Source organism: Enterobacter cloacae complex sp. IR5384 (assembly GCF_049237265.1).
Taxonomy (GTDB): domain Bacteria; phylum Pseudomonadota; class Gammaproteobacteria; order Enterobacterales; family Enterobacteriaceae; genus Enterobacter; species Enterobacter cloacae.
The window spans coordinates 213,800-240,456 of the sequence record NZ_JBMKHJ010000004.1; the positions used below are offsets into that span (position 1 = coordinate 213,800).

At 53.1% G+C, this 26,657-nt stretch carries 21 protein-coding genes and 1 tRNA gene; 11 read left to right on the forward strand and 11 right to left on the reverse strand.

The features are described from left to right. Nucleotides 1–42: 42 nt before the first annotated feature. From sixA to ACOTX3_RS05880, 4 genes are all read right to left on the reverse strand, one after another. On the reverse strand, nt 43–528 hold the full coding sequence (gene sixA / locus ACOTX3_RS05865) for a phosphohistidine phosphatase SixA (protein WP_014832802.1): 486 nt from the start codon (nt 526–528) through the stop codon (nt 43–45). A gap of 208 nt (nt 529–736) precedes the next feature. Continuing rightward, the gene (gene fadJ, locus ACOTX3_RS05870; protein ID WP_058678208.1) at nt 737–2,884 is read right to left on the reverse strand and encodes a fatty acid oxidation complex subunit alpha FadJ; all 2,148 of its coding nucleotides are present in this window, start codon (nt 2,882–2,884) and stop codon (nt 737–739) included. Further along, nucleotides 2,884–4,194 (reverse strand): acetyl-CoA C-acyltransferase FadI, encoded by a 1,311-nt coding sequence (fadI, locus tag ACOTX3_RS05875; protein WP_045903402.1) that lies wholly within the window; start codon nt 4,192–4,194, stop codon nt 2,884–2,886. The genes fadJ and fadI overlap by 1 nt, the downstream gene beginning before the upstream one ends. 224 nt (nt 4,195–4,418) lie before the next feature. After that, nucleotides 4,419–4,703: a YfcZ/YiiS family protein gene (locus ACOTX3_RS05880; protein WP_014832805.1), complete on the reverse strand. Its 285-nt coding sequence runs from the start codon at nt 4,701–4,703 to the stop codon at nt 4,419–4,421. Between the two features lie 372 nt (nt 4,704–5,075). Here ACOTX3_RS05880 and fadL point away from each other — a divergent pair, with 372 nt between their 5' ends. Continuing rightward, a complete protein-coding gene (gene fadL / locus ACOTX3_RS05885) occupies nt 5,076–6,398 on the forward strand; it encodes a long-chain fatty acid transporter FadL (RefSeq protein WP_014832806.1) in 1,323 nt (440 codons plus the stop codon). A 45-nt stretch (nt 6,399–6,443) separates the two neighbouring features. On the opposite strand, the gene mlaA is transcribed toward fadL, so the two are convergent. Beyond that, nucleotides 6,444–7,196, reverse strand: a complete 753-nt coding sequence (gene mlaA, locus ACOTX3_RS05890; RefSeq protein WP_013098159.1) for a phospholipid-binding lipoprotein MlaA — start codon at nt 7,194–7,196, stop codon at nt 6,444–6,446. A gap of 315 nt (nt 7,197–7,511) precedes the next feature. On the opposite strand from mlaA, the gene ACOTX3_RS05895 reads away from it, so the two are divergent. Both ACOTX3_RS05895 and ACOTX3_RS05900 read left to right on the forward strand, forming a co-directional pair. Next, nucleotides 7,512–8,441, forward strand: a complete 930-nt coding sequence (locus tag ACOTX3_RS05895) for a formate/nitrite transporter family protein (protein ID WP_058678209.1) — start codon at nt 7,512–7,514, stop codon at nt 8,439–8,441. A 75-nt stretch (nt 8,442–8,516) separates the two neighbouring features. Beyond that, nucleotides 8,517–8,588, forward strand: a tRNA-Arg gene (locus ACOTX3_RS05900). A gap of 15 nt (nt 8,589–8,603) precedes the next feature. Here the strand turns inward: ACOTX3_RS05900 and ACOTX3_RS05905 are convergent. Next, entirely contained in the window at nt 8,604–9,983 is a 1,380-nt protein-coding gene (locus tag ACOTX3_RS05905; protein ID WP_013098174.1) for a diguanylate cyclase, read from the reverse strand. A gap of 311 nt (nt 9,984–10,294) precedes the next feature. Here ACOTX3_RS05905 and lpxP point away from each other — a divergent pair, with 311 nt between their 5' ends. Continuing rightward, complete coding sequence (lpxP, locus tag ACOTX3_RS05910; protein WP_176601165.1) at nt 10,295–11,215, forward strand: kdo(2)-lipid IV(A) palmitoleoyltransferase; 921 nt, start codon at nt 10,295–10,297, stop codon at nt 11,213–11,215. A gap of 357 nt (nt 11,216–11,572) precedes the next feature. Next, the gene (gene ypdK / locus ACOTX3_RS05915) at nt 11,573–11,644 is read left to right on the forward strand and encodes a membrane protein YpdK (protein ID WP_099458937.1); all 72 of its coding nucleotides are present in this window, start codon (nt 11,573–11,575) and stop codon (nt 11,642–11,644) included. A 55-nt stretch (nt 11,645–11,699) separates the two neighbouring features. Here ypdK and alaC read toward each other — a convergent pair whose 3' ends face one another. Continuing rightward, nucleotides 11,700–12,935: an alanine transaminase gene (alaC, locus tag ACOTX3_RS05920; RefSeq protein WP_023619791.1), complete on the reverse strand. Its 1,236-nt coding sequence runs from the start codon at nt 12,933–12,935 to the stop codon at nt 11,700–11,702. A 387-nt stretch (nt 12,936–13,322) separates the two neighbouring features. Here alaC and ACOTX3_RS05925 point away from each other — a divergent pair, with 387 nt between their 5' ends. Together ACOTX3_RS05925 and ACOTX3_RS05930 are read left to right on the forward strand one after the other, a co-directional pair. After that, the gene (locus ACOTX3_RS05925) at nt 13,323–15,020 is read left to right on the forward strand and encodes a sensor histidine kinase (protein WP_032618314.1); all 1,698 of its coding nucleotides are present in this window, start codon (nt 13,323–13,325) and stop codon (nt 15,018–15,020) included. Between the two features lie 13 nt (nt 15,021–15,033). Then, nucleotides 15,034–15,765 (forward strand): LytR/AlgR family response regulator transcription factor, encoded by a 732-nt coding sequence (locus ACOTX3_RS05930; protein WP_045903404.1) that lies wholly within the window; start codon nt 15,034–15,036, stop codon nt 15,763–15,765. Between the two features lie 31 nt (nt 15,766–15,796). On the opposite strand, the gene glk is transcribed toward ACOTX3_RS05930, so the two are convergent. Further along, nucleotides 15,797–16,762, reverse strand: a complete 966-nt coding sequence (gene glk, locus ACOTX3_RS05935; protein WP_058678211.1) for a glucokinase — start codon at nt 16,760–16,762, stop codon at nt 15,797–15,799. A gap of 205 nt (nt 16,763–16,967) precedes the next feature. Between glk and ACOTX3_RS05940 the strand changes: the two genes are divergently transcribed. Next, nucleotides 16,968–18,203, forward strand: coding sequence for an ion channel protein (locus ACOTX3_RS05940; protein WP_029881751.1), 1,236 nt, complete (start codon nt 16,968–16,970; stop codon nt 18,201–18,203). On the opposite strand, the gene ipdC is transcribed toward ACOTX3_RS05940, so the two are convergent. Then, entirely contained in the window at nt 18,204–19,862 is a 1,659-nt protein-coding gene (ipdC, locus tag ACOTX3_RS05945) for an indolepyruvate decarboxylase (protein WP_048972273.1), read from the reverse strand. Nucleotides 19,863–20,046: 184 nt separating this feature from the next. Here ipdC and mgrA point away from each other — a divergent pair, with 184 nt between their 5' ends. Together mgrA and ACOTX3_RS05955 are read left to right on the forward strand one after the other, a co-directional pair. After that, nucleotides 20,047–21,045 (forward strand): L-glyceraldehyde 3-phosphate reductase, encoded by a 999-nt coding sequence (mgrA, locus tag ACOTX3_RS05950; protein WP_038984364.1) that lies wholly within the window; start codon nt 20,047–20,049, stop codon nt 21,043–21,045. 125 nt (nt 21,046–21,170) lie between these two features. Then, nucleotides 21,171–21,527 carry a DUF2502 domain-containing protein gene (locus tag ACOTX3_RS05955; RefSeq protein WP_013098185.1) on the forward strand — a complete coding sequence of 119 codons (357 nt, stop codon included), beginning with the start codon at nt 21,171–21,173 and terminating at the stop codon, nt 21,525–21,527. 33 nt (nt 21,528–21,560) lie between these two features. Here the strand turns inward: ACOTX3_RS05955 and ACOTX3_RS05960 are convergent, their stop codons facing one another. Next, nucleotides 21,561–22,799 carry an Nramp family divalent metal transporter gene (locus ACOTX3_RS05960; protein ID WP_038984362.1) on the reverse strand — a complete coding sequence of 413 codons (1,239 nt, stop codon included), beginning with the start codon at nt 22,797–22,799 and terminating at the stop codon, nt 21,561–21,563. Nucleotides 22,800–23,148: 349 nt separating this feature from the next. Here ACOTX3_RS05960 and ACOTX3_RS05965 point away from each other — a divergent pair, with 349 nt between their 5' ends. Continuing rightward, nucleotides 23,149–24,336, forward strand: a complete 1,188-nt coding sequence (locus tag ACOTX3_RS05965; RefSeq protein ID WP_013098187.1) for a NupC/NupG family nucleoside CNT transporter — start codon at nt 23,149–23,151, stop codon at nt 24,334–24,336. Nucleotides 24,337–24,381: 45 nt separating this feature from the next. Here the strand turns inward: ACOTX3_RS05965 and ACOTX3_RS05970 are convergent, their stop codons facing one another. After that, on the reverse strand, nt 24,382–26,571 hold the full coding sequence (locus ACOTX3_RS05970; RefSeq protein ID WP_127869148.1) for an EAL domain-containing protein: 2,190 nt from the start codon (nt 26,569–26,571) through the stop codon (nt 24,382–24,384). Between the last annotated feature and the right edge of the window lie 86 nt (nt 26,572–26,657).

Sequence of the window (26,657 nt, forward strand, 5' to 3'; positions counted from 1 at the left end):
ATGGCGGGAGGCATAGTGGCTCCCGCCTTATCGCACGTCACCTCAGATTGCTTTCGCCATCCGGAGATTGCATGGACTCATTTGCCAGTTGAAGACCCCTTTGCCGGTTTCGTCGAGGGTGACGTTGGCAATGGCGGAGGTTGTAAACATCGGTGGCGTCTCGCCCGGGCACAGTTCAGATACCAGATAGCCAACCAGTGGCAGGTGGGAAATGACCAGTGCAGAAGCGACACCTTCATTGCACAGCGCCTGCAGGTAGGCACTGACAAGGCCGACATCACCACACGGCGTGAGTTCAGGGAGAACATCCACGCTGGTCGGCAGGTTCATACACTCCCCTACCACATCCAGCGTCTGTTCAGCACGCAGGAACGGACTCACCAGAACGCGTTCAATGTCCACTTTTTGACCTTTAAGCCAGTTCGCCATCTGACGAGATTCGTCGCAGCCGCAGACGGTTAAAGGACGTACTGAGTCACTGGCGGCATCGAGTGCCGCGTCGCCGTGACGCATGATAAAAACTTGCATATTGCACCGCTTTTGTTAACCAGAATCACCGGCGTTAACTACCCGCGATTAATGCTTGAGGTAGAAAACCCGATGGCCGGGCATTGTGCCTGATCCATTCGGTGAATGAAACGCTGTTTTTTACCTCAATGGCGTAAGTATAGTCAATCTCTGTTTACAAAATCGCCAAATCAGATTCATTCACCGCCGGATTTACCCTTCTTTGACCTCAACTTACGAGGACAGTTTCCCTTGCTGGCCAAAATGTCTGGCCCCGTTCCGCCATCTGCAATAATTCGTCACAGGGTGTAAACCGGGGACCATACTGCGTGGCAAGACGTTGCAGAATCGCAACCACTTCACCCGCTCCGAGGTTGTCCATGTAACGGAACGGGCCGCCAAGGAACGGCGGGAAACCAATACCAAATACGGCGCCAATATCGCCATCGCGTGCGCTTTTAATCACCTGCTCGCCAAAACAGCGTGCGGCTTCATTAAGCATCATCATCACACAGCGTTCAGCACACTGAACGGCAGACAGTTTCGCCTGTCCGGTTGTTGGGATAAGCCCATAGACCGAAGGGTCGACCTGTTTCTTGCTTTTACGCCCTTTTGCGCGGTAAAGATAGAAACCGCGTTCATTTTTTCTGCCTTTGCGATCGTCCTTCAAAATTGCAGAAACAATGTTTGCAGGCGGGCTAAAACGCTCGCCATATGCGGCCTCCAGCACAGGTATAATTTTAGTGCCGGTGTCTATTCCTACCTCATCCAAAAGTTGGATTGGGCCAACGGGGAAACCAAACTTGACCAGCGCCTCGTCGACGTGTTCGATCTTCTCCCCTTCCACCAGCAGGCGCATCGCTTCGTTGATATACGGCGCCAGAATTCGGTTGACGTAGAAACCCGCTTTATCTGCCACGACGATCGGGGTTTTGCCCTGCATTTTCGCCAGTTTCACTACCGTAGAGACAGTCTGCGGGCTGGTTGACGCGTGTGGAATAACTTCAACCAGCGGCATTTTTTCAACCGGACTAAAAAAGTGCAGGCCAATCACCTGCTCAGGACGCGCGGCTTTCGCTGCGATATCACCGATCGGTAATGAAGAGGTATTCGAGGCGAAAATCGTGTGCGGCGCACAATGTTGCTCAACGTCCGCAACCATCTGCTGCTTAAGCGCCAGATCTTCAAACACCGCTTCAATCACCAGATCGCGATGGGCAAAACCACGGTAGTCCGTAGTGCCGCTGATCATGGCCACGGTTTTATCACGCTCGCTTGCCTTGATATGGCGGCGTTTAACCTTCCGATCAAGGTTCTGCCAGCTGTACTGCAGCGCGTGGTTAATCCCTTTCGGGTTGATGTCTTTGATACGTACGGGCAATTTGGCTTTGCTGGCTGTGACAAACGCAATACCACCGCCCATCAGTCCGCCCCCGAGAACGCCAACGGCGTTGAGCGGCGCAGGTTCAGCGTCACTACCCGGATCTTTTTTAACGTCAGTGCTGGCAAAGAAGATGCTGCGCAACGCCTGCGATTGCGGCGTCATCGCCAGTTCACCAAAGGCTTTTGCCTCCGCGGCATAACCGCTGCTGCTGCCCTGCGACAACCCGGTTTCAATCACCTCAAGAATGCGCTTCGTCGCCGGATAGTTGCCTTTGGTCTTTTGTTCGGTTTTCTTGCCCACCATGCTAAACAGCAGCGCCCGCCCCAGCGGCCCGGCCAGGACGCGCTCACGTACCGGCAGAGCACGTCTTGCCTGACGTCCCTTCAGCGCCAGCTCTACGGCGGCTTCCAGCAAAATGGAATGCGGAACGACGTCATCAACCAGCCCCGCTTTCAGCGCCTGACGGGCGCGCAGCTGTTTGCCAGTTAAGATCATCTCCAGCGCTGTACTAACGCCAACCAGCCGCGGCAGACGCTGCGTTCCACCGGAGCCGGGAAGCAGCCCTAGCTGTACTTCCGGCAACCCAAGAACGGTTTTCGCGTCGTCAGTACAAATACGGCTGTGACAGGCCAGCGCCAGCTCCAGCCCACCGCCCAGGCATGCACCGTGGATCGCGGCGATCGCCGGGATCGGCAGCGAATGGATCTCCGCCATCACCTGCTGCCCCTGGCGCGCCAGCTCTTCCGCCTCCTGCGCGCTTTGCGCCCGGGCGATCATGTTGATATCGGCCCCGGCAATAAAGTTGTCTGGCTTTGCCGAGATAAACACCAGGCCGCGAATCGCTTTGTTCTCGCGGATCTGCTTTAACATCTCGCGCACCTGAACGCCAAATTCCGCCTTCAGGGTGTTCATCTTTTCGTCGGGGACATCAATGGTAATCACAGCCACGTTATCGAGGCGAACCGTCAGATTAAATGCAGATGCCATTGCCATTATTCAGCCTCCAGAACCATTGCTGCCCCAAGACCGCCCGCCGCGCAGGCGGTGACGAGGCCAAAACCGCCGCCACGGCGACGTAACTCATGTAATGTTTGGGTGATCATCCTTGCGCCCGTTGCCGCAAACGGATGACCGTAGGCGATAGAGCCGCCCAGTACGTTAAATTTGCTTTGATCCACTTCTCCAGTGGCATGGGCGCGGCCAAGCACATCGCGAGCAAAACGTTCGCTGGCCAGTAGCTGGACGTTGGCCAGGGTTTGTGCGGCAAAGGCCTCGTGCATATCAATCAGCGTTAAATCAGCGAGGGTCAACCCTGCGCGATCCAGCGCCAGCGGCGTGGACCAGGCCGGGCCTAACAGCATGTCCTGCCAGACGTCGATTGCCGTAAATGCGTAGCTGCGCAGATAACCGAGCGGGGTAAGGCCCAGCTCTTTGGCTCGCGATTCGGTCATCAGGATCACCGCGGCAGCACCATCCGTCAGCGGAGTACTGTTGGCGGCCGTAACGGTGCCGTGTTTGCGGTCGAATGCAGGACGCAGTCTGGCATAGTCCGCCAGCGTCGAGGTGCCACGAATGTTGTTATCTTCCACCAGCGGTTCGCGGTAAGGCGGGATATACGCGGTCATCACCTCGTCGTTAAGCTTGCCTTCCGACCAGGCTTTCGCCGCCAGCTGATGGGAACGGTGAGCCAGCGCATCCTGCTGCTCCCGGGTAATGCCGTAGGTTTTGGCCATCTGCTCGGCGGTGTCGCCCATGCGCAGGCCGGTGGAGTATTCAGCCACCGCAGGTGGAACAGGCATCAGGTCACGAAGGCGTAAACGCGAGAAGAGCTTGAGTTTTTGCCCGGTGGTGCGCGCTTTATTTGCATCCACCAGAATGCGGGCCAGCTTTTTACTGACCCCTATCGGCAGCACGGAGGACGAGTCTGCCCCGCCGGCGATCCCCGCGCGAATGGTGCCCGCCATCAGGCTTTCGGCCACGTTTGCCACCGCCTGAAAGCTGGTTGCACACGCACGGCTGACGCTGTAAGCATCCGTATGCACGTTCATTCCGGTGCCAAGGACAATTTCTCGTGCAATGTTGGGAGCTTCTGGCATCTGAACAACCTGGCCAAAAACCAGCTGCTCAATGACATCAGGCGGTATTTCGCTGCGAGCCAGCATCTCCCCCACCACCATTTTCCCCAGATCGACGGCCGGTATGCCGTGAAACGCTGTCGCCTGACGCGCAAACGGCGTACGCAATCCACTGACAATGGCAATGCGGTCACCTTGTCGGGTGATAAGCGGTAATGCCTGACTCATAACATTCCCCTGTAAAAATTTTGCAAACATAAAGTGGTCTGACCTGATAAATAGTCTTAACCATTTTTTTACATTCAGCCAATTGGGGAAACGAAAAAATGCGAACTAAAACACAGAGAAGAAAAAAGAAAATGCCCCGAGGTAAAAACAAAACGGTAACCCAGAGGTTACCGTTTTGAGTGTTTGCACCCTCACCTGTGGGAGAGGGCATCAGGCCGCGGAGATTAACGCAGACCGAGTTGGAAAATCAGCGTTTCAGCTTCGCAGGCGAAGACAAAGTCGATATCCAGCTTCACGCCGCCGTCCACTTCCGTGAAGGTGGACTTGATTTCACACGGATCGGATTCTACGTCGCGCGCGCGCTTGCTCAGCGCCGCCAGGGTTTCTTCCGCTTCGGCACGGTTGGTGAACACGCGGCTGTAAGAGGCGGTGCAATCGGAGTTGTCCATGATGGTACCAACATCCATACAGCAGCAAACCGGGGTTTCATCAGCACTGCATTTACTCATATCTCAATTTCCTCTGTATTCGCGCAGGACGCGAGACAAACACGATGCTGATATTTTACGCCCCGATGCAGACGCTCTCCAGCCGTTAATGGCGCAAAACGGGATAAGTGACCAATATCACACTAAAAAATGATCTAAAACAAAATTCGCCCTTTTGGGTGAGTCGTGATGGTCACATTTTTGCCAACCAGATCTCGTTTCAAGAAACATGTTTGAAAATATTAATAAACAAACTTGCAACATTCTAGCTGGTCAGACCTATACTCTGGCCACTGGTCTGATTTGTAAGTCATACCTCAGACCCTACACTTCGCGCTCCTGTTACGGTATGTAACAATTATTGAATAAAAATAACTCAATGAGGTTATGGTCATGAGCCAGAAAACCCTGTTCAACAAGACTGCGCTGGCAGTCGCAGTGGCAATCGTCTCTACGTCCGCCTGGTCAGCGGGCTTCCAGTTAAACGAATTTTCTTCCTCTGGCCTTGGCCGTGCGTATTCCGGGGAAGGTGCAATTGCTGATGATGCAGGTAACGCCAGTCGTAACCCTGCGCTGATCATGATGTTTGATCGCCCAACGTTCTCAGCGGGCGCCATCTTTGTTGATCCGGGTGTGGATATTACGGGCCGTTCCCCGAGCGGAGCCAGCCTGAATTCCGATAACATCGCACCAACGGCATGGGTGCCAAACCTGCACTTCGTTGCGCCAATCAACGACCAGTTTGGCTGGGGTGCATCCGTAACCTCTAACTATGGTTTAGCGACCGAGTTTAATAACGACTACGCAGCAGGAGCCTATGGCGGTAAGACCGACCTTGAGACTCTGAACCTGAACCTGAGCGGTGCTTACCGTCTGAACAGTAACTGGAGCTTCGGCGTTGGCTTTGATGCCGTTTATGCTAAAGCGAAAATCGAACGTTACGCGGGCGATCTCGGCAAAATCGTTGCGGGCTCCGGCGCACTGCCGCCGCCTCTGGCACAACAGGTTGCAGGGATCCCGGCAGACACCCAGATCGCGTATCTGAAGGGTGACGAGTGGGGCTTTGGCTGGAACGCCGGTATCCTTTATGAACTCGATAAAAACAACCGTTACGGTTTCACCTACCGTTCCGAAGTGAAAATCGACTTTGACGGCGACTACAAGAGCAGCCTGCCTTCTGCTTATAACCAGATCCTCGGCACCTTCGGCCTGCCAATGGGCACCGATGGCCGTACCACTGGCGGTTCTCTGAGTCTGCACTTACCGGAAATGTGGGAATTGTCCGGTTATAACCGCGTGGCACCACAGTGGGCGATTCACTATAGCCTGACCTACACCAGCTGGAGCCAGTTCCAGGAGCTGAAAGCGACCAACAGCAAAGGCGACACGCTGTTCTATAAAGATGAAAGCTTCCGTGATGCCTACCGCATCGCACTGGGTACCACCTACTATATGGATGACAACTGGACGTTCCGTACCGGTATTGCCTTCGATGATAGCCCGGTTCCGGCTGACAAACGTTCTATCTCCATTCCGGATCAGGACCGCTTCTGGCTGAGCGCCGGTGCGACCTATGCATTCAACAAAGATGCCTCTGTCGATGCGGGTGTTTCGTATATGCACGGTCAAAAAGTCAGCTTCAAGGAAGGTCCGTATGAGTTCTCTTCCGAAGGTAAAGCCTGGCTGTATGGCCTGAACTTCAACTACGCGTTCTAATTCGCGCAGGGATCAAAAAAGGTGAGCATCGCTCACCTTTTTTATTTATTCCGAATCGATATCTTTTAATTCGTTCTCGATTGCCTTCGCGTTTGGATTCTCTTCCGGCTTCAGCTTGCCACCATTGGCAATAAAGTCATGATTCTGGAAGTAAGCTTCACGCACCATGATGTATGGATCGGAAGACTGACGCAGCAGACCGTCGGAATCGAGCAGTTGCGCACGTGTTTCAATTCCTTCTACCGTCCATTTACCAATCGACAGCGGCCAGGTCAGCCACGAAAGAACCGGATACAGCGTATCCACCATATCACCGCCATCATCACGTACGGTAAAGCTGCCATAGAACGGCAGATGAACGTAAGGGCCGTAACCGACGCCATAATGACCCAGCGTACTCCCGAAGCGGTGCGGCTGTTCACGCTGCAGTTTCGGGTTCGCCATGCCGGCGACATCGATAAAGCCCCCCATCCCCAGCAGGGAGTTCAGGAAGAAGCGAGTAAAGTGCACCATCCCCTGATACGGATCGCCTTGCAGGAAGTAGTTGACCATCACCGCTGGCTCTTCAAGGTTACTGGTGAAATTGCTCAACCCGTTACGCGCAGGCTGGGGAACATAATCACGCCATGCAACCGCCACCGGGCGAACCACATACGGATCCAGCACGTTATAGTTGAAGCTATACATTGAGCGGTTAAATCCTTCGAGAGGATCGGAGCGTCCCGTTTGCTCCCCGGAGCTGGCGCAGCCCACAAGCATCGTCGCGCCCAGCGCAAGCGCCGACAGCCGAAGTTTCATAAAATTCTCCCTGTTCAGTATGGCTATCGTTGATTGCCATCCGTAACGGAGCATTTGATGCTCCGTCTGTAAACGTGCAAGTGATTGTATCAGCACGTTTACCGATGTCTATGAGCACAATTACGGGCAGTAACCACCGTCACTCTGATCTCAGCATAGCCTGGCTTTTAGAATTCGTTTCGCTGGCAATTTTATAATGGCTTTGAATGAGATGTCTCACCTTTGTTGCCATTACCCTCACTTTAAGAGCATCCCCACGGGCATTTTGTTAAAAGCCGCTACGCTTAAAAGAAAGAACACCCAACTGGAGCGGTTATGAAAGACGTGGGCGAAGAGAAAATTGGCGAGAGCAATGAAGAACTTGAAATTGAGAGCGAGGAAAAAGAGCGCGGTGAAAAGATAGAAATTGATGAAGATCGCCTTCCCTCCCGCGCGATGGCGATCCATGAACATATCCGTCAGGATGGGGAAAAGGAGATGGAGCGCGATGCCATGGCCCTGCTGTGGTCCGCTATCGCGGCAGGCCTCTCGATGGGGGCATCGCTACTTGCGAAGGGCATTTTCCATGTGCAGCTTGAAGGTGTACCCGGTGGCTTTTTGCTGGAGAACCTGGGCTACACCTTCGGCTTTATCATCGTCATTATGGCCCGCCAGCAGCTTTTTACTGAAAACACGGTCACCGCCGTTCTGCCGGTCATGCAAAACCCGACCCTGGGTAACTTTGGCTTACTGATGCGTCTGTGGAGCGTGGTCCTGCTGGGCAACCTTATCGGCACAGGTATCGCCGCCTGGGCGTTTGAATATATGCCGATATTTGATGAACCCACCCGGGATGCGTTTGTGAAAATCGGTATGGATGTGATGAAAAACACGCCCGTGGAGATGTTCTCTAACGCCATTATCTCTGGCTGGATTATCGCGACAATGGTCTGGATGTTCCCTTCCGCAGGCAGCGCCAAAATTGTGGTAATCATATTAATGACGTGGCTGATTGCGCTGGCCGACACCACCCATATCGTGGTGGGTACTGTAGAAATCCTCTATCTGGTGTTTAACGGCACGCTTCACTGGACCGGTTTCTTCTGGCCATTTGCACTGCCCACGCTTGCGGGCAACATCTGCGGCGGAACCTTTATTTTTGCGCTGTTGAGTCATGCCCAGATCCGTAACGACATGTCTAATAAGCGTAAAGCCGAGCTGAAAGCGCAGGAAAATTATGAAAAGTCGGCAAATAAATCGGCCTGAATGGTGACTCTTTGAGCAGTCGGGCGGCAATGCGCTTAACGCAAAGTGTAAATAACGGTATACTCGTGCCGCCTCGTCCCCTTAGTTAAATGGATATAACGAGCCCCTCCTAAGGGCTAGTTGCAGGTTCGATTCCTGCAGGGGACACTTTGATAGTAAACATCACTGCGCTTTCCATAACTCCACGCAGTTTCGCCCCCGTCGTTTTGCCCCATACAACGCCTCATCCGCAGCCTGAATCAGACGTTCGTAGTCAGGATGACCATTAAACATGGCCGCCCCAATCGAAAGCGACAACGGTATTGGCTCGCCTGTCGGGGAATGAACCTTAATTTTTTCCACGCGTCGGCGGATCCGCTCGGCAATGCGCAGGGTATCGGCTTCGGTGATTTCCGTTAGCACAATCAAAAACTCATCTCCGCCGTAGCGGAAGACATAGTCACAGGTGCGAACGTTGTCATAAAACGCCCCGGCAACCTTTCTTAATATTTCATCTCCCGTGTTGTGCCCCCAGGTATCGTTGATTTGCTTGAACTTATCGACATCAATAAGCAACACCGACAGCGGCGTACCAGAACGACTTGCCTGGGTAATTTCACGTTTAAAAATGGTTGGCAGGAAGCGACGGTTAAGCAGACGAGTGAGCACATCCACGCCCACCTCGTGCCGGGCTACCTCATCAAACAGCTCATGCAGCAGGGTCACGATTTGCGAGAAGGTCGTTCGCGTCAGCCGCAAAAATTGCACCTGTCGCAGTCTGTCGTGAAGGGCATCGTCTGTCTGACGAACGTCATGAAAAGCCGCGTCGAACTCCTGGATAAGACGAGAGATATGCCCTGCTTCGGCAATACCACTGAAGTAGTGACGTCCCTTATGACTGAACCACAGCCCAAAGTCGGACTGCCCGAGCGGCCGGCTATTGTCGATGCTGGAGTCCAGCATCACTTTATAAAGCAGCGACAGTTCCCACGTCAGTAATGCGGCGGTCTGCCGTTCCTTCTCAACTTCCGCATTTTCCATCAGCGAGAAGATTCGATAGTTCTCGTCCTCTTTTGCCGCATTGTTCTCGCTGAAGACATACGCGCGCGACATCACCTCCATTGCCAGATCAATGCTGTTAATGGCGTAGTGATAGATGCTTAACTTGGTCTCAGAAGGGTGTGGTGTGGCATTAATAAGAGGTAACAACAGCTTTTTCAGGATCCGAAAACCCATCTCAACCAGGTCGACTGATATACCTATTCGGGCGTGAACATCGGCGGCGCGCTGCTGAGCCCGCATCTGTTCATCAACCTGTTCAACCCGGCAGGAGAGAACATCAACAAGCCAACGGCGCAGCGCCTCCTGCAGCTGCCTTTCAACCTGCTCAGTGGTCAGAAACTCCGCTGCATGAGGGTCGGCCAGGACCACACGATAAAACTCCGTAATCAGACCAGAAGCATGATCGCTGGCCAGTTGCGCAGTAAGTTGATGAACGAGGGGATCCGTTTCATTGATTAACTGAATCCACTCATCCCTTACGGTTTGTAAATAGGTTTCCATTTACACCCTCCAGGGGAGATCGTTAGCTTGTCCGACGGGAATTGAGCGCACGGATTCACCGTCTGGCATGCGTGATAATCAACAACAGCAACAAAATCAACACCCTTTCCAGGTGCCGATTTTTTAATCAAAAACGAGTAATAGCACATATCGTATAACGGTGCTACATTACGCCGCCCACCCAACGTCAGCAGTGGTCAGGCAACGCCGTAAAGATCGGTAAAGCCTGCAACCATGACCTTGTCCAACGGTCTAATTGGCACGTGGTATCGCTTTATGCGTTACTTTCAAAGGCTTTACATAGGTTCACTATTTTGTCTCAATCCCACTTCAAACGTGCGTTTTTACACCCGCGTTACTGGTTTACATGGTTTGGTCTTGGCGTACTCTGGCTTCTGGTTCAACTTCCTTATCCTGTGATCCGCGTACTGGGCTCCAGGCTCGGCAGCGCGTCCCGCCACTTCCTCAAACGTCGTGAATCTATTGCCCGTAAAAATCTCGAACTGTGCTTTCCCCAGTATAATGCGCAGCAGCGCGAAACACTGATTGCCGAGAACTTTAAATCTATCGGCATGGCATTGCTTGAAACCGGCATGGCCTGGTTCTGGCCTGATGAGCGCGTCCGCAAATGGTTTGACGTGGAAGGTCTCGAAAACCTGAAACGCGCGCAAATGCAAAACCATGGCGTGATGGTAGTTGGTGTCCACTTTATGTCGCTGGAGCTGGGCGGCCGAGTAATGGGGCTTTGTCAGCCGATGATGGCCACCTACCGCCCGCACAACAGTCCGCTGATGGAGTGGGTACAAACCCGTGGTCGCATGCGTTCCAATAAGGCGATGATCAGCCGTAACAATCTGCGCGGTATGGTCGGCGCCCTGAAGAAAGGCGAAGCCGTCTGGTTTGCACCCGATCAGGACTACGGACGTAAAGGCAGCAGTTTTGCGCCCTTCTTTGCGGTTAAAAATGTCGCCACCACCAACGGCACGTTCGTGATTTCGCGTCTGTCAGGCGCCGCAATGCTGACCGTGACAATGGTGAGAAAGGTTGATAAATCTGGCTATCGTCTGCACATCTCACCGGAGATGGCAAACTATCCGGAAAATGAATGCGAAGCCGCAGCGTTCATCAATAAAGTTATCGAGACCGAAATTATGCGCGCGCCGGAGCAGTATCTGTGGATGCATCGCCGTTTCAAAACGCGGCCGCATGGCGAAGCGTCTCTCTATATTTAATGTGGAGAAAGGTTAGTTTCGCTAAGAAACTAACCTTTTCAATCACCTGTAATCACCCTGAGTAATTGTCTTTTCTTGCCGTCGCTCAACGTGGATTTATTGCGCTCTGAAATCAAACTGTCGCCGTTCCACGACACCCGTAAGTTACGGAAAGTATTTAAAAAAATGCCTCTTGTCACCCCTCATTTTTAGGCGTACATTAGCGCCGTCTGGCAACAGGAAAGCACAGAATTCTGAGCTGGAGTTTGCATCGTAACGGGATAATTCTCATTTCCGTCGCAGGCAAATGTCAGTTCTCTATAATCAGGTGGACTCTGTTTTTAAGTGCGTACCAGAAGATACGCGGAGCGATGAAACGTGAAATATTTCTTTATGGGCATTTCGGTGATTGTTTTAGTGTGGGCCGGAACCTTCGCCCTGATGATCTAGCGAAGAACATGCAGTCAAAAAAACAGGGGCCGTTGGCTCCTGTTTTTTTATGTCATTAAGATTCGTGCTGTTCAGCGGCACTCTTTGATGCGAGAAGCCCGTCGGCGCGGAACATACTCTTAATGCCCCTCACCGCCTGGCGAATACGGTCGCTGTTTTCAATCAGCGCGAACCGTACATGGGTATCGCCATAATCACCGAAGCCAATGCCCGGCGAGACGCAGACCTTCGCGTCCTGCAACAGCTTTTTGGCAAACTCCAGTGACCCCATCGCCGCGTAAGGCTCAGGGATTTTTGCCCAGACATACATTGACGCTTTCGGCATTTCCACCATCCAGCCAGCCTCATGCAGCCCTTTCACCAGCACATCGCGACGGCGTTTATACTGGGCGGCAATATCATGAACACACTGCTGATCGCCTTCCAGCGCGGCGATAGCGGCCACCTGCAATGGGGTAAAAGTGCCGTAATCGTGGTAACTCTTAATACGCGCCAGTGCACTCACCAGCGTTTTGTTACCCACCATAAAGCCAATACGCCACCCCGCCATGTTGTAGCTTTTCGACAGGGTAAAGAATTCCACCGCCACATCACGTGCGCCCGGAACCTGCATAATGGAAGGCGCTTTCCAGCCGTCGTACACAATATCGGCGTAGGCTAAGTCGTGTACCACCAGCACATCGTAACGCTTCGCCAGTGCGACGACTTTCTCAAAGAAGTCGAGTTCTACGCACTGCGCCGTAGGGTTAGACGGGAAGCCGAGGATCATCATCTTCGGTTTCGGATAGCTTTCACGAATCGCACGTTCCAGCTCGTTAAAGAAATCGACCCCTTCCACCAGCGGCACGGAGCGAACCTGCGCGCCGGCAATCACCGCGCCGTAAATATGGATGGGGTAGCTTGGATTAGGCACCAGCACCGTATCACCATGATCCAGCGTAGCCAGCATCAGGTGCGCCAGCCCCTCTTTCGAGCCAATGGTGACAATGGCTTCACTTTCCGGATCGATGTCAACCTGATAGCGATCCTGGTACCAGCGAGAGATCGCGCGACGTAATCGAGGAATGCCGCGAGAGGTGGAGTAACCGTGCGTATCCGGGCGCTGGGCGACCGTGCAGAGCTTCTCAACAATATGCGCAGGCGTTGGGCCGTCAGGGTTACCCATGCTGAAATCGATAATATCTTCGCCGCGACGACGCGCAGCCATCTTCAGTTCAGCAGTGATATTGAAAACATAAGGGGGGAGACGATCGATACGCGTAAAACGGCGTTCAGGACTGAATTCAGCCATAGATTCCTCAGATTAACGTTAGCGCCCGGACCGTCCGAGCGACGCTGCCACTTATGTGGCGTGTTTAGAAAATAACCTGAAAAAAAACATGCTGTCGAGGGGTTAAGCAAAAAAAAAGATGTCGCGTTAAAAACGGGAACCTTCAGATACCGAAAGCGGAAGCGTTCCTGCTAATTGCGCAATTTTAATACCCAGTGTTTAACATGATGATATCAAAGCTGTTACCTTGTCGCTCTCCAGGAGTTAAAAAACTGGCATCTTCAGGAAGTCACCCTCAATCCCCTTTGAAGATTATGGTTTTTCCTCATTTGATAAACCCGACGGATAGCTGGTCAACAGGCGTCAGGTTTTTTATCATTGGGCTTTCCTCTTTTCGCTGGTCGACTCGTGCACGAAATATTCGATATGCTGCTGGCGGTTTTTGACCGTGCGGCATTAATGCTGATTTGCCTGTTTTTCCTCATTCGTATTCGCCTGTTCCGCGAGCTTTTGCACAAGTCCGCCCACTCGGCAAAAGAGCTGCTGGCCGTTACCGCCATCTTTTCACTGTTCGCCCTGTTCAGCACCTGGTCCGGGGTGCCGGTAGAAGGGTCGCTGGTCAACGTGCGTGTTATCGCCGTGATGTCCGGTGGGATCTTGTTTGGCCCCTGGGTGGGCATTATTACGGGTCTCATTGCCGGGACACATCGTTACCTGATAGATATCGGCGGCGTGACGGCGGTGCCGTGTTTTATCACCAGCATCATCGCCGGTGTCCTTTCCGGCTGGATTAACCGCAAAATACCGAAAAAGCAGCACTGGCGCGCCGGGATCATCGCGGGCATGCTATGCGAAACGCTGACCATGGTTCTGGTGGTCGTCTGGGCTCCCACCATTGCGCTGGGGCTGGATATTGTCTCTAAAATCGGTATTCCGATGATCCTCGGCAGCGTCTGTATCGGTTTTATCGTGCTGCTGGTGCAAAGCGTTGAAGGGGAAAAAGAGGCCAGCGCCGCACGTCAGGCCAAGCTGGCGCTGGATATCGCCAACAAAACGCTGCCGCTCTTCCGCCATGTTAACGCCGAATCCTTACGTCAGGTCTGCGATATCATCCGTCGCGATATTCATGCCGATGCCGTGGCCATTACCAATATCGACCACGTCCTGGCCTATGTTGGCGTAGGTGAGCATAACTATCAGGACAGCGATGACACCATCAGCCCCACCACCAGGCAGGCGATCAATTACGGTAAAATCATCATTAAAAACAATGATGAAGCCCACAGAACCCCAGAAATTCACTCCATGCTGGTGATCCCGCTGTGGGAGAAAGGCGTGGTGACGGGAACCCTGAAAATTTACTACTGCCACGCGCACCAGATCACCTCCTCCCTGCAGGAGATGGCCATCGGGCTGTCGCAGATTATCTCTACCCAGCTGGAGGTCTCCCGCGCGGAACAGCTGCGCGAGATGGCAAATAAGGCAGAGCTGCGCGCGCTGCAAAGTAAAATTAATCCTCATTTTCTGTTTAACGCGCTGAATGCGATCTCCTCGTCCATTCGACTTAATCCGGATACCGCACGTCAGCTGATTTTCAATCTGTCACGCTACCTGCGCTACAACATTGAGCTAAAAGATGACGAGCAGATCGACATTAAAAAAGAGCTTTATCAGATCAAGGATTACATTGCGATTGAGCAGGCGCGCTTTGGTGACAAACTCACGGTCATTTACGATATTGATGAAGAGGTCAACTGTGTGATCCCAAGCCTGCTGATCCAGCCGCTGGTTGAGAACGCTATTGTCCACGGGATTCAGCCGTGTAAAGGAAAAGGGGTGGTGACCATCAGCGTGACCGAAAGCGGCAACCGCGTGCGAATTGCCGTGCGCGATACCGGCCACGGAATTGATCCTAAAGTCATTGAGCGCGTTGAGGCCAACGAGATGCCTGGGAATAAGATTGGGCTGCTGAATGTACACCACCGGGTCAAACTGCTGTACGGCGACGGGCTGCATATTCAGCGCCTTGAACCGGGCACCGAGATCGCCTTTTATATCCCGAATGAACGCTCTCCCGTTCATGCGTCTACATCCCTGTTGCCTTAGGCCGGAGTAACCCGTGAAAGTGATCATTGTAGAAGATGAGTTTCTGGCTCAACAGGAGCTGAGCTGGCTCATCAAAACGCACAGTCAGATGGAGATCGTGGGCACGTTTGACGATGGTCTGGACGTGCTGAAGTTTTTGCAGCATAACCGCGTTGACGCCATTTTTCTTGATATCAACATTCCGTCACTGGATGGCGTATTACTGGCGCAAAACATCAATCAGTTTGCCCATAAGCCGTTTATTGTCTTCGTCACCGCATGGAAGGAGCATGCGGTTGAAGCCTTCGAGCTGGAGGCGTTTGACTATATCCTTAAGCCTTACCAGGAGTCGCGCATCGTCACCATGCTGCAAAAGCTGGAGGCGGCGTGGCAACAGCAGAACACCCCTGTCACCGCAAGCCCCGCAGTACGTGAGAATGACACGATTAACCTGGTGAAGGATGAACGTATCATCGTGACGCCGGTTAACGATATCTACTATGCCGAAGCCCATGAAAAGATGACGTTTGTTTATACGCGGCGGGAATCGTACGTGATGGCGATGAACATTACCGAGTTTTGCAGCAAGCTGCCGACAGCGCATTTCTTCCGCTGTCACCGCTCGTTTTGTGTGAATTTAAACAAGATCCGCGAGATCGAGCCGTGGTTTAACAATACCTACATTTTGCGCCTGAAGGATCTTGATTTTCAGGTGCCAGTGAGCCGCAGCAAGGTCAAAGAGTTCCGCCAGTTAATGCACCTGTAAATCCCCTCTCCCGCAAGAGAGGGGCTGGGTTTTAGAGGATCTGGCCGAGCACCTGACGCAGGTGGGCGCCCGAGCCAAGTAAACCCGGGTTGTCGTGCACAATCAGATAAACAGGAATGTCCTGCACGTAGCTTTTAAAACGTCCTTTGTCTTCGAACCCGCCGCGGAAGCCTGACGCTTTGAAGAACTCCAGGAAGCGCGGCACAATGCCACCGGCAATGTAAACGCCACCAAAGGTGCCGAGCGTAAGCGCCAGGTTTCCACCAAAACGCCCCATGATCACGCAGAACAGCGACAGTGCGCGACGGCAGTCGATGCAGCTGTCTGCCAGTGCGCGCTCGGTCACGTCTTTCGGCTGCAGATTTTCCGGCAGACGGCCGTCAGACTTCACAATCGCACGATACAGGTTCACCAGCCCCGGGCCGGAAAGCACGCGCTCAGCCGACACGTGGCCGATCTCAGCGCGTAGCTCTTCCAGAATAATGCCCTCTTCTTCGCTGTTTGGCGCAAAATCCACGTGACCACCTTCACCCGGCAGACTCACCCAGCGCTTATCAACATGAACCAGATGCGAAACGCCCAACCCCGTACCGGCACCGTAAACGGCAATCGGCTTGCCTTCTACCGGTGCAGTACCGCCAAACTGAGTCAGGTGCTCTGGCTTCAGCATCGGGATGGCCATCGACACCGCAGTAAAGTCGTTGATGATTTCCAGATGTGCAAAGCCGAGGTTCTTTTTCATCTCGGCGATGGAAAATGCCCAGGTATGGTTGGTCATCGCGACCCAGTCGCCGGTAATCGGGCAGGCAATCGCGATACAGCCATCGTCAACGCTGACCTTGTGCTCTTCCAGATAGACGCGTACAACGGCCTCAAGGCTGTGGTAATCCAGCCCTGAATAGGTTTTCGCCTGGGAAATTTCACCGCTACTTACATCGCATAATGCCAGGCGCGCGTTAGTGCCGCCCACATCTCCTACCAAAGCATACTTTGTCATTCTTCTACTGCTCCGCTAAAGTCAGAATAAATCTTTGGAACACTGTAAATTCAAGGCGTGATAACAACAACGACCGGAAGGTGAATGCCCCGGGATTATCGATCTTCGTCACAGAATAACTTTACCGTTTCAGCACCTTTTGCACTATTGCCACAATGCTGATTGTGCAAAGTAACGTAATACCTTTTTGTACAAGGAAATTATCATGCTCCACCCGCGAGCCAGAACCATGCTGTTGCTGGCAATCCCGGCCTTAATTATTGGTATTGTCTCAAGCCTGGTGCTTATCGTCGTGATGAAAGTCGCCTCGGTGCTGCAAACGATGTTATGGACGGCGCTTCCGGCTCAGGTGGGTATCAGCGTTGATTCGCCGGCATGGATCATAATGATGCTGACCCTGACGGGAGTTGCGGTGGGTCTGGTGATCCGCTTTAGCCCAGGGCACGCCGGGCCTGATCCGGCGCTGGAACCGCTGATTGGTGCTCCGGTCGCACCTGCAGCGCTGCCAGGACTTATTATCGCGTTGATTATCGGTCTGGCGGGCGGCGTTAGCCTGGGGCCGGAACACCCGATCATGGCGGTCAACATCGGTCTGGCGGTGTATCTCGGCTCACGCATTTTACCCCGCGTCGGGGCCCTGGACTGGACGATTCTGGCATCGGCTGGCACCATTGGCGCGCTCTTCGGCACGCCGGTCGCGGCCGCGCTGATTTTCTCGCAGACGCTCTCCAGCAATAACGACGTGCCGCTCTGGGATAAACTCTTTGCGCCACTGATGGCCGCTGCGGCCGGTGCGCTCACCACCAGTCTGTTTTTCAATCCACACTTCTCGCTCTCCCTTCCCCACTACGGCCAGATGCAGATAGCCGATATATTCAGCGGTGCGGTTGTGGTCGCTATTGCCATTGCGCTGGGGATGATCGCCGTATGGTGTCTGCCGCGTCTGCACCGGCTGGTGCATAAGCTCAAACATCCGGTGCTTATCCTCGGGGTTGGCGGATTGATCCTCGGCATTTTAGGGGCCATCGGCGGTAAGGTAACGCTGTTTAAAGGTCTGGATGAGATGCAACAGCTGGCCTTCAGTCAGGTATTTAGCGTGTCCGATTATTTGCTGTTTGCGCTCATAAAGCTGGCTGCGCTGGTGGTGGCGGCAGCGTGCGGTTTCCGTGGCGGACGGATCTTCCCGGCGGTCTTTGTTGGCGTCGCGTTGGGGCTGATGCTGCATGAACATGTGGATGCCGTTCCGGCGGCGATAACCGTCTCTTGCTCTATTCTGGGGCTGGTATTGGTGGTGACGCGTGATGCCTGGCTGAGCCTGTTTATGGCCGCGGTGGTGGTTCCGGATACTACTCTCATCCCGTTACTTTGCATCGTGATGTTGCCCGCCTGGCTCCTGCTGGCGGGCAAACCGATGATGATGGCCTGGCGTAACGACAAGTGATCAGGCGTTGTTACGCGCTTCCAGCGCTTTGGTAATCGCCCCTAACAGCGGCGGGATATCCGCTTTGGGTAGCATCACTTCAATCAATGATAGTCGCTCGTGGTGTGCCACTTTTTCGAGCACCTCCGCCAGCTGTTCCGCTTCACTGACCCGCCAGCACTGTGCCTGAGGATCCAGGCTCAGTGCCTGCGGAATTTGCGTCCAGTTCCATAAGGCAATGTCGTTATAGCGCTGTTCCGGTCCATGAATGGCCCTTTCTACGGTGTACCCTTCATTGTTGAGCACCAGGATAATGGGGTGCTGTTTATCACGCAGCATCGAGCCCAGTTCCTGAATGGTCAACTGCGCGGCGCCATCCCCCGTGAGCACAATGACGCGCCGGTCTGGACAGGCGGTTTGGGCACCATACGCCGCGGCCAGGGTGTAGCCAATGGAGCCCCACAGCGGCTGGACGATAAAATTCACATCTGCCGGCAGACGCAAATCGATCGCACCAAAGGCTGACGTCCCCTGGTCGGCAAGAATAATGTCACCCGGGCGAATAAAGGTTTGCAGGGTGCTCCAGAAATTCTCCTGAGTGAGCGAGCCCTCGGATTGCGGGAAGGCGATACCGCTGTGAGAGACTGGCGCCAGGGTATCGTGGACATACTGTTTGCAGAGAGCCACCAGCGTCTCGATCGCGTCAGACATAGGGATACCGGTAAACCAGACATCCCCCACCCGTGCGGCATGTGGCTGCACTTCTATCGTTTGCGCCTGCGTCAGTTGATGGGTAAACCCCGCCGTCAGGGTATCGGTAAAACGCGTGCCAATGCACAGTACCGTATCCGCCCCTTCGATGGCCTCTTTTACCGCCCCGACGCTTGCAGAACCACTGTACGTGCCATAAAAACCGGGCTGGCGTTCGTCAAAAATGCCCTTGCCCATCAGCATGGTGGCGTGGGCAATGGGCACCTCTTTCACCCACTTCTGCAGGGCATGTTTCATGCCGTGGCGCATGACCAGGAAATCGGCCAACAGCGCGGTACGCTTGCTTGTTTTCAGCCTGCTCTCGGCGGCGTCTCGGAACGCTTTCAGGCAGGCGTGATCGGCATGCGCGGTCTTAAACGTGAGAGCGTTTACAGGCGGCGTGGCTGATTTTTTAGCCACATCGGCTGGCAGCATCAGGTAGCCTGGACGTCGCTCCCGCAGCATGGTTGTTAATACTCTGTCGATTTCGTAGCAGGCGTTTTGTTCGGTCAGGATCGCCTGCGCGACCGTGATCGGTTCACTCATATGGTAAAAGTGACGGAACTCACCATCACCCAGCGTGTGGTGCAGCAGCTCCCCTTTTTGCTGTGAGGCCGTACCCGGTGCCCCCACAATGTGTAACACCGGAACATGCTCGGCAAAGCTGCCGGCCATGCCGTTCATGGCACTTAATTCCCCTACGCCAAATGTTGTCAGCAGCGCGGCGAAGCCCTTACATCGGGCATATCCGTCAGCGGCATAAGATGCGTTTAGCTCATTGGCACAGCCCACCCAACAGATATCCGGGCTGTCGATGACATGATCGAGAAACTGCAGGTTATAGTCGCCCGGCACGCCAAACAGATGATCGGCACCACAATCTGTAAGACGGTCCAGCAGGTAATCGGCGACGCAGTACGGGGTTCGCATAACAGGTGTCCTTCTGACGTTGACCTCACTTTGAGTATTAAATAAGCGTGATGACTGTCCAGAAATGGCAAAAAGAAGAGTATGGAAAGAATGCTTTACAAAAAAGGCTGCGCTATGCTCTGTTTTTTCACATCAGTGTAAACGCATACACTGTTCTTACTTTTTAGCGCCAGAGGTCGTGAGAATGCACTATCAACCAGATAAAAACCGTTATCAGACAATGCTGTATCGTCGCTGTGGGCAAAGTGGCGTTAAATTACCCGCCGTCTCTCTTGGGCTCTGGCACAACTTCGGTGACGCCACGCTTATCGAAAACAGCCGTCAACTTTTACAGCGCGCGTTTGATCTTGGTATTACACACTTCGACCTTGCCAATAACTATGGTCCGCCTCCCGGTTCCGCCGAGCGCAATTTCGGCCGCATTTTGCAGGAAGATTTTCTGCCGTGGCGCGATGAGCTGATCATCTCGACGAAAGCGGGCTATACCATGTGGGACGGCCCTTACGGTGACTGGGGATCGCGCAAATATCTCATCGCAAGCCTGAATCAAAGTCTGAAACGTATGGGGCTGGAGTATGTTGATATCTTCTATCACCACCGTCCTGACCCGGAAACGCCGCTGCAGGAGACAATGAAAGCGCTTGACCATCTGGTGCGTCAGGGGAAAGCCCTGTATGTCGGTTTGTCCAATTACCCGGCCGAGCTTGCACGGCAGGCTATCGACATACTCCATGACCTCGGCACGCCGTGTCTGATCCATCAGCCGAAATATTCAATGTTTGAACGTGCGCCGGAAGCGGGCTTGCTGGACGTTTTGCAGGAAAAAGGTGTCGGCTGCATTCCATTCTCGCCGCTGGCGGGTGGTCAACTGACCGATCGTTATCTGAACGGCATTCCGGCGGACTCCCGCGCCGCGAGCGGGAGTAAGTTCCTGAACCCGGATCAGATAACCCAGGAGAAACTGGAAAAAGTCAGAAGACTGAACGCGCTGGCAGAAAGCCGGGGACAGAAGCTGTCTCAGATGGCGCTGGCCTGGATTTTGCGCCACGAGGCGGTAACTTCCGTACTGATTGGCGCCAGTAAAACCGGGCAAATAGACGATGCAGTGGGCATGCTGGAGAACCGCCATTTCACGGCGGAAGAGCTTGCCACCATTGACGGGATCCTGAATAGCTCAAAATAAATCCTGTTTTAGCAAAAAGTGCTATCACGTCTGAATTCGGAGTTGAGGCGATGAAACGAGGCTTTCCCAACTCGTAAAATTGCGTTAACAGGCCCCCTAAGGCCCCGATCGTGAAGGAGAAGAGTATGTTCAGGTCACTGATTCTTGCAGCGGTATTACTGGCTTCGGCCCCGCTGGTCGCCACTGCTGGCGAAATCACCCTGTTGCCATCAGTAAAATTACAAATTGGCGATCGTGACGACTACGGCAGATACTGGGACGGTGGCTACTGGCGCGACCGTGACTACTGGCACCGTCACTATGAGTGGCGCGGCGACCGCTGGTGGAAACATGATAATGGTTTGCACCGCGGCTGGTACAAAAACAACGCCTACGAGCGTGGTTATCGCGAAGGCTGGAACGACCGTGATGACCGCCGTGGCGGCTGGGATCGCGGCGGTAAAGGTCGCGGTGGACATGGTCACGGCCACGGTCGTCACTAATCTAAAAAAGGAGCCTCCCGGCTCCTTTTTCTTTTATAACCCCAATGCCGTGCCTATCAGTAACCACAGGTTCAGCGCCACTACCACAACCACGATGACCCATCCGGTCCGTTTCACCAGCGTGGTGTTAACCAGTTCGCCCATCAGATGTTTGTTGCTGGTAAAGATCAGCAGCGGCACCAGCGCAAGTGCGATTCCGAAGCTCAGCAGCACCTGGCTCATGACCAGAATGCGTGTTGGATCCAGCCCCATCAGGATCACCACAAATGACGGCAACATTGTGACGGTGCGACGTACCCACAGCGGTATATGGAAGCGGACGAACCCCTGCATGACCACCTGCCCGGCCAGTGTTCCTACCACCGTAGAGGAGAGACCTGCCGCCACCAGGCTTAAGCCAAATATGGTCGCAGCCGCGTGGCTCAGTAACGGCTCCAGCGTCAGATAGGCCTGGTCGAGATCGGCAATGCCGGTGTGACCGTTAAAGTGGAACGCAGCGGCAGCGGTTGCCATCATCGCCAGATTCACAAAACCGGCAATCGTCATGGCGATAGCCACATCCCATTTGGTTGCCGAATAGCGTTCTTTGCGCGTCCCCCCGTGCAGGTGCTGGGTTAGCGAGGAGTGAAGGTAAATCACATGCGGCATGATGGTCGCCCCCAGCACCCCGGCGGCGAGGAACACCGCTTCAGAGGTTGGCAGGCTTGGGATAACCATCCCTTTACCGAGCTGCGCCAGGTTAGGCTGCGAGAAAATCAGTTCGACAATATAGGCCGCAGCGACAAACAGCAGCAGGCCGCCGATGACTTTTTCCAGCGGTTTTTGCCCCCGACGCTGCAGCATCAGAATAAGGAAGGTGGCAATGCCGGTAAGCACCGCCCCCTGCAGCAGCGATACGCCAAGGATCAGCTTGAAACCAATTGCCGCACCAATGAATTCGGCGAGATCGGTTGCCATCGCAATGATTTCCGCCTGGATCCAGTACAACCATACCGCCGGGCGCGGGTAATGATCACGGATCTGTTCCGCCAGGTTTTTACCGGTGGCAATACCCAGTTTCGCGGAAAGCATCTGAATCAGCATAGCCATCAGGTTAGCCCAGACAACCACCCACAGAAGCTTATAGCCAAAGCTGGCCCCGGCCTGAATATTGGTCGCAAAATTGCCTGGATCGATATAGCCAATGGCAGCGATGAACGCAGGTCCCATTAATGCGAACCGCAACTTGCGCGCTGCTCTGCCACTGCTACCCTCTACGCGACTGTTTGTCATTTCTGCCTCTGAAATATAGCCTTTGCTATGTTTAATGCTATCAAAATGAGAATGATTATCAAGATCATTTGTAACGGTTGCAGTGATTTCTCTGATAGCTTTGAACGATAGACAGGCGGGTAAGCGGGGGCGCTCTAACAGAAACCGAAATCGCGCGCTCTTTTGTGAAGACTAGCACACAAACTTAACTTTTCACTCATTTACCTAACATAACAAAAATGTATTGTGGATCACTATTTTTGAGACTCGTCACAGGATGTAACTATAGTGTGTCCTTGATCTCGTTTTCTTTTCGGTTGTTACATAGAATGTGCACGAAAATTAAACCTGCCTCATATTTGGAGCAAATATGGACCGCGTCCTTCACTTTGTCCTGGCACTCGTTGTCGTTACTGCGCTTGCGTTGCTGGTCAGCCATGACCGTAAAAAAATCCGCATTCGCTTTGTTGTTCAGCTTCTCGTTATTGAAGTTTTGCTCGCGTGGTTCTTCCTGAACTCCAACGTGGGGCTTGGCTTCGTAAAAGGCTTCTCCGAAATGTTCGAAAAACTGCTCGGATTCGCCAACGAAGGGACGAACTTTGTCTTCGGTAAAATGAACGACGAAGGGCTGGCGTTCTTCTTCCTGAAAGTACTTTGCCCAATCGTCTTCATCTCTGCGCTGATTGGTATTCTGCAACACATCCGTGTTCTGCCGATTGTGATCCGCGCCATTGGTACCGTACTGTCCAAAGTTAACGGTATGGGTAAGCTGGAATCATTCAACGCCGTCAGCTCCCTGATTCTGGGCCAGTCAGAGAACTTTATCGCGTATAAAGATATTCTCGGCAAGATGTCCCGTAACCGTATGTACACCATGGCCGCAACAGCAATGTCCACCGTTTCCATGTCTATCGTGGGCGCGTATATGACCATGCTGGAACCAAAATATGTGGTTGCTGCTCTGGTGCTGAATATGTTCAGTACCTTTATCGTGCTGTCACTGATCAACCCATACCGTGTTGAGGAAGGTGAAGAGAACCTGCAGATGGCAAATCTGCACGAAGGTCAGAGCTTCTTTGAAATGCTGGGTGAATATATTCTGGCGGGCTTTAAAGTGGCGATTATCGTTGCCGCGATGCTGATCGGCTTCATCGCCCTGATCTCTGCCCTGAACGCCCTGTTCGCCGCAGTTCTGGGCATCTCCTTCCAGGGCATCCTGGGCTACATCTTCTATCCTGTTGCCTGGGTGATGGGTGTCCCTGCTCACGAAGCGCTGCAGGTTGGTAGTATCATGGCGACCAAACTGGTTTCTAACGAATTCGTTGCAATGATGGATCTGCAGAAAATCGCCAGCACGCTCTCTCCACGTGCGGAAGGCATCCTGTCCGTGTTCCTGGTTTCCTTCGCGAACTTCTCGTCCATCGGTATCATCGCCGGTGCGATTAAAGGTCTGAACGAAGAACAGGGTAACGTTGTTTCTCGCTTCGGTCTGAAACTGGTTTACGGCTCAACGCTGGTGAGCGTACTGTCAGCGTCTATCGCAGCACTGGTACTGTAACCCGTCACGTTATATGAGAACCGGGAGCCTGGCTCCCGGTTTTTTTTATGCCTGCAGTGCGTCAAGCGGCGTCGGTTTGCCTATCAGGTATCCCTGCAGGTAATCCACACCAAAGCGCAGCAGCATGTCACGTTGCGCCGGTGTCTCCACATATTCAGCCACCACACACAGTGATTTGGTTTTTGCCAGATTACAAATCGACTGCACAATCATCGCGTCCATGTCGTCGGTACAGATATCTTTAACAAAGCAGCCATCTATTTTAATGATATCCGCCTGAAGGCGTCTGAGTCGTTCGTAGTTGGCATAGCCGGTACCAAAATCATCAATCGCGATACGGAACCCACGATCCCGCAGCTGCTGAAGGTTTTTGATGCTGCTGCCAGAGTTCGAGAAGGCCTGCTCTTCCGTGATCTCAAGTACAACGTCCTGCGGCGCGATACCATAGTGTTCGAACAACGCGCTAATCTCGGTAGCTACCTCTTTTTGCATCAGCGTCAGAGGCATCAGGTTGACAGAAAAGCGAGTGCCACCCTGTGACGCAGGATGAGCGCGCAACCACAACAGCAGTTTTTCCAGCACGCACATATCAAACCGGTGGCTCAGGTTAAACTGGGCAATCAGCGGGATGAAGCGGTCAGGCGTGATAATCTCACCCTCGCTTTCCATGCGCGCCAGTATTTCGTAATAACCGCTGCCGTCCGCTTTCTGGATTGGCTGGGCATATAAATGAAACTGACCGGCATCCAGGGCATGTTTGATACGCGCTAACATCAGCACCCGTTCTGTGGTTTGCCCCGACGCGGCCTCCAGGCTATTGGTGAGCGCGAGTACGTTATGCGCTCCGCATGACTGCTCGGCAAGCCAGCTCAGTTGGCCCAGCGTATGGTGCAAGTTCTCGCCGTTTTCAACCATTCCCCAGGATGCGCCAAACTCGATATCCAGCCCCGTGTTGTTCCAGTAAATTTTTCGGCTGTTTAATTGATCGACCATATGCTGCAGCCGTTCAGCGGTTTCAGGCCCCAGCAATACAATGACCAGCTCGCTGCCTGGCAACTGGAAGAGCTTCTCATCTTTCTGCAACAGCGGCTGCAGGGAGGTGGTTACCCTACGTTTGCAATGCACCCGCATAAGAATGCCGTAGTGGCGGCTTAAAAATTCCAGGTTGTCCATCCGCAGGCAGCAGATTTTTGCATCCGGCTGAGCCTGAAGAAACTCCTCCAGCGCCCGAATATTCGGTAAACCAGTCAGCGGGTCGGTCAGCGCCCTGTCCTGCCAGTCCTGCTTCAACCAGTTGCTTCGCTGGTAGAGCCGCGACATGTAAAGCAGACAGATAGCGAAAGAGATCAGCACAGACAGGATAAAGGAGAGTGAATGCCCAGATTCGACGCCATTAAGGAAGTTGTAGTTATAGGTCAACAGCAGCAGAGCGGATGCCGCCCACAGTAAAGAGATGAGCGCATAGCTGAGGCGACTGATACCTAGCGTAAAGAGAATAAAAATGACTGGCATTAAATAGCCAGCAATAACCGGTGACTCAAATGGCGCACATAACACGGCAAGGGTGAAAATTAAAAAAGCCAGCCAGATGAATACATACAAAGATTTTTTATGAAAAAACACTGGCTTCACGCTCCGCAGCCAGAAGGTTCTGACATAGCGGGGATTAATTATCATTCTTAATGGATAATAGAACATCATGGTGAAAATCAACGCTGCGCATATCAAGCTTTGAATATCAACGATGTTATAAATTACGGTGCCTTCGCCAAAGAATGTTGAGATAGTCACGGGAAAATCAAATAAAAAGCCAGCCAGATACATCAACCCTTTAATGCCTATCGGCACCATAAAGCCCAGCCAGAATATACGTTGCCCAATGTGTTTGTTCGGCACGCAGTGACGCCAGCGCTTGCCCAGCACAAGGCGCAGGACGCCACAGGCAGCAAAAACAGAAAACGTCTGACAGATCAATAATACTAAATATTGTAGTGGTGCTAAATTAATATTGTAGATGTTAGCAATAGTGAAACTTAAAAGAATGGGAATGATTGCCCGACGCCCAAATAACAAAATCACGGCCAGCATAACGCTTAACGGCAGCCATGCCAGATAAACATCATGACCATTTACTATAGCGCGTGGAGAGATATAACGGGAAAAGGGCACCGTAATCAAACACAGCGCCAGAGCAATCATAAATATCTTTACATTATTGTAAGTTTTTCTATTCATTAAGTTGGATAATCTGTTTTACCATGCAAATTATTGGCCGGACGGATAATAGGTTTATTAATTGCTCGAATCAAGTTGAAGTCCAT

Excerpts from the sequence above, each read along its gene's own strand:
- sixA (WP_014832802.1), bottom strand. The coding sequence starts at position 528 with ATGCAAGTTTTTATCATGCGTCACGGCGACGCGGCACTCGATGCCGCC.
- fadJ (WP_058678208.1), bottom strand. The coding sequence starts at position 2,884 with ATGGCAATGGCATCTGCATTTAATCTGACGGTTCGCCTCGATAACGTG.
- fadI (WP_045903402.1), bottom strand. The coding sequence starts at position 4,194 with ATGAGTCAGGCATTACCGCTTATCACCCGACAAGGTGACCGCATTGCC.
- ACOTX3_RS05880 (WP_014832805.1), bottom strand. The coding sequence starts at position 4,703 with ATGAGTAAATGCAGTGCTGATGAAACCCCGGTTTGCTGCTGTATGGAT.
- fadL (WP_014832806.1), top strand. The coding sequence starts at position 5,076 with ATGAGCCAGAAAACCCTGTTCAACAAGACTGCGCTGGCAGTCGCAGTG.
- mlaA (WP_013098159.1), bottom strand. The coding sequence starts at position 7,196 with ATGAAACTTCGGCTGTCGGCGCTTGCGCTGGGCGCGACGATGCTTGTG.
- ACOTX3_RS05895 (WP_058678209.1), top strand. The coding sequence starts at position 7,512 with ATGAAAGACGTGGGCGAAGAGAAAATTGGCGAGAGCAATGAAGAACTT.
- ACOTX3_RS05905 (WP_013098174.1), bottom strand. The coding sequence starts at position 9,983 with ATGGAAACCTATTTACAAACCGTAAGGGATGAGTGGATTCAGTTAATC.
- alaC (WP_023619791.1), bottom strand. The coding sequence starts at position 12,935 with ATGGCTGAATTCAGTCCTGAACGCCGTTTTACGCGTATCGATCGTCTC.
- glk (WP_058678211.1), bottom strand. The coding sequence starts at position 16,762 with ATGACAAAGTATGCTTTGGTAGGAGATGTGGGCGGCACTAACGCGCGC.
- ACOTX3_RS05940 (WP_029881751.1), top strand. The coding sequence starts at position 16,968 with ATGCTCCACCCGCGAGCCAGAACCATGCTGTTGCTGGCAATCCCGGCC.
- ipdC (WP_048972273.1), bottom strand. The coding sequence starts at position 19,862 with ATGCGAACCCCGTACTGCGTCGCCGATTACCTGCTGGACCGTCTTACA.
- mgrA (WP_038984364.1), top strand. The coding sequence starts at position 20,047 with ATGCACTATCAACCAGATAAAAACCGTTATCAGACAATGCTGTATCGT.
- ACOTX3_RS05955 (WP_013098185.1), top strand. The coding sequence starts at position 21,171 with ATGTTCAGGTCACTGATTCTTGCAGCGGTATTACTGGCTTCGGCCCCG.
- ACOTX3_RS05960 (WP_038984362.1), bottom strand. The coding sequence starts at position 22,799 with ATGACAAACAGTCGCGTAGAGGGTAGCAGTGGCAGAGCAGCGCGCAAG.
- ACOTX3_RS05965 (WP_013098187.1), top strand. The coding sequence starts at position 23,149 with ATGGACCGCGTCCTTCACTTTGTCCTGGCACTCGTTGTCGTTACTGCG.
- ACOTX3_RS05970 (WP_127869148.1), bottom strand. The coding sequence starts at position 26,571 with ATGAATAGAAAAACTTACAATAATGTAAAGATATTTATGATTGCTCTG.